Source organism: Elioraea sp. Yellowstone (assembly GCF_006704265.1).
Classification (GTDB): domain Bacteria; phylum Pseudomonadota; class Alphaproteobacteria; order Acetobacterales; family Acetobacteraceae; genus Elioraea.
On sequence record NZ_VIKA01000247.1, the window covers coordinates 1 to 2,825 of the forward strand.

Below are 2,825 nucleotides of genomic sequence, written 5' to 3' on the forward strand. Positions count from 1 at the left end.
CGTCCGCGCGTCGATCCGCCCGCCGAGCCGCGGCGCGTTCCCGCCCAGGCGGCCCTGCCGCTTGCCGGCGCGGGCTGGGTGCCGCCCCCCCTTTCGCTGCTTGCCGAGCCGCCCGCGACGCGCCCCGGCCGTCCCTCGCCGGAGAGCCTGGAAGCCAATGCGCGCATGCTCGAGGGCGTTCTGTCGGATTTCGGCGTGCAGGGACGGATCGTCGCGATCCGCCCGGGCCCCGTGGTGACGCTCTACGAGCTCGAGCCCGCGCCCGGCACCAAGTCCTCGCGCGTGATCGGGCTCGCCGACGACATCGCCCGTTCGATGAGCGCGATCAGCGTGCGCGTCGCGGTGGTGCCCGGGCGGAACGCGATCGGCATCGAGCTGCCCAATACGCGGCGCGAGACGGTCTATCTCTCCGAACTGCTCGGCTCGGAGGAATGGGCGAAGGCGAAGGGGCGGCTCGACCTCGCGCTGGGCAAGGACATCGGCGGTGCGCCGGTGATCGTCGATCTCGCCGGCATGCCGCATCTCCTGATCGCCGGCACCACGGGCGCGGGCAAGTCGGTCGCGATCAACACCATGATCCTGTCGATCCTGATGCGGCACCCGCCCGAGGAATGCCGCTTCATCATGATCGACCCGAAGATGCTGGAGCTGTCGGTCTATGACCGCATCCCGCATCTGCTCGCCCCCGTCGTCACCGAGCCCGCCAAGGCGGTCGGCGCGCTGAAATGGGCGGTGCGCGAGATGGAGCGGCGCTACCGGCTGATGAGCCAGCTCGGCGTGCGCAACATCGCCGGGTACAACGCACGCGTGACCGAGGCGCGGGCGCGCGGCGAGACGCCGACCCGGCGCGTGCAGACCGGCTTCGATCCCGAAACGGGCCAACCGGTCTGGGAGGACCAGCCGCTCAGCCTCGATCCCCTGCCGTTCATCGTCGTCGTGGTCGACGAGATGGCCGACCTGATGATCGTCGCCGGCAAGGAGATCGAGGCGGCGGTGCAGCGGCTGGCCCAGATGGCGCGCGCGGCGGGCATCCACATCCTGATGGCGACCCAGCGCCCCTCGGTCGACGTGATCACCGGCGTGATCAAGGCGAACTTCCCGACGCGCATCTCCTTCCGCGTGGTCGGCAAGGTGGACAGCCGCACCATCCTCGGCGAGCAGGGCGCGGAACAGCTCCTCGGCCAGGGCGACATGCTCTACATGGCCGGCGGCGGGCGGATCACGCGCGTGCACGGCCCGTTCGTCTCCGACGGCGAGGTCGAGGCGGTGGTCGCGCATCTGCGCACGCTCGGCGAGCCCGAGTATCTCGACGAGGTGACCGAGGCGGAGGCCTCGGCCGCCGCGGGCGAGGCGGCGCTGCCGGGCATCGGCGGGCCGCTCGCCGGCGAGGAGAGCGACGAGACCTCGCTCTACGACCGCGCGGTCGATCTGGTGGCGCGCGAGGGCAAGGCGTCGACCAGCTTCATCCAGCGCCATCTCCAGATCGGCTACAACCGCGCCGCCCGCCTGATCGAGCGGATGGAGAAGGAGGGCGTGGTGGGCCCCCCCAATCACGTCGGCAGGCGCGAGATCCTGGTCCGGCCGCCGGATCGGGATTGAGGCGCATCAGTCGAGATTGGCGAACAGCGCGGTGGCGAGATAGCGCTCGGCGGCGGAGGCTGCGATCGCCACCACCCGGCCACCGGCGAGTGCGGGGTCGCGCGCGACCCTCAGCGCCGCCGCCACCGCAGCCCCCGAGGAGAGGCCGACGGGTATCCCCTCCGCCCGCGCCACGCGCCGTGCGGTCGCGATCGCCTCGGCCTCGGCCACGCGCACCACGGCGTCGATCAGGGCGAGATCGAGCACGGCCGGGCGGAACCCCGCGCCGATCCCCTGGATGCCGTGCTGGCCTGGCGGATCGCCGGACAGCACCGCGCTCTCGTCCGGCTCCACGCCGACCACGCGCAGGCACGGTCGGCGCGGCTTGAGCGCGCGCGCAATGCCGCTGAGCGTGCCGCCGGTGCCGATCCCGCCCACCACCACGTCCACCGCGCCGGCGGTGTCGGCCCAGATCTCCTCGGCCGTCGTCGCGGCGTGCACCTCCGGGTTGGCCGGGTTGTCGAACTGGCGCGGCATCACGGCGCCCGGGGTCGCGGCGAGGCGCCGCTCGGCCTCGGCGATCGCGCCGGCCATGCCCCGTTCGGCCGGGGTCAGCACGACCTCGGCGCCGAGCAGGCGCAGCAGCCGCCGCCGTCCCTCCGACGCCCCCTCCGGCATCGTCACCACCAGGCGGTAGCCGCGCGCGGCGGCCACCATCGCGAGCGCGATGCCGGTGTTGCCCGAGGTCGGCTCGATCAGCGTGCCGCCCGGGGCGAGCGCGCCCGATGCCTCGGCCGCGCGCACCATGGCGAGGCCGATCCGGTCCTTCACCGAGGCGCCGGGGTTGAGGAACTCGAGCTTCAGGCAGAGCTCGGCGGCGAGCCCCTCCTCGGCGGCGAGCCTGGCGCAGCGCACCAGCGGGGTCGCGCCGATCGTGTCGAGGATGCTGTCGTGCAGGCGCGGGGCGGGGCGATTCATTGCGGCTGGAATACCACAGCTTCAGGCCGTAGTTTAGGGCAACAGCCACACCGCACGGCAGGTTTCATGATCGACACGGACGGCCGCATCGCCCTCGCTCTCGCCGTGGTGGTGGACGTGGCGCTGCACGGCGCTGCCGGCCCGGTCGGCGGGGCCGCGGTGGCGGAACGGCTGGGCCAGAGCCCGCGGGGCATCGAGCCGCTGCTGCAGGCGCTGGCGCGCGCGGGCGTGCTGGCCTCCAGCCGCGGACGCAAAGGCGGCTACCGGCT

The 2,825-nt window shown here is 73.4% G+C and carries 3 protein-coding genes; 2 read left to right on the plus strand and 1 reads right to left on the minus strand.

Annotated features, from left to right (window positions below; translation table 11 throughout):
- On the plus strand, positions 1-1,599 hold a 1,599-nt coding region (locus FK498_RS18295; protein WP_141857089.1), incomplete at its 5' end, for a DNA translocase FtsK.
- A 6-nt stretch (positions 1,600-1,605) separates the two neighbouring features.
- Here FK498_RS18295 and cysK read toward each other — a convergent pair.
- Positions 1,606-2,556 (minus strand): cysteine synthase A, encoded by a 951-nt coding sequence (gene cysK, locus FK498_RS18300; RefSeq protein WP_141857091.1) that lies wholly within the window; start codon positions 2,554-2,556, stop codon positions 1,606-1,608.
- Positions 2,557-2,622: 66 nt separating this feature from the next.
- Between cysK and FK498_RS18305 the strand changes: the two genes are divergently transcribed.
- Positions 2,623-2,825: Rrf2 family transcriptional regulator (locus tag FK498_RS18305; RefSeq protein WP_202614926.1), on the plus strand; the 203-nt coding region annotated here is incomplete at its 3' end.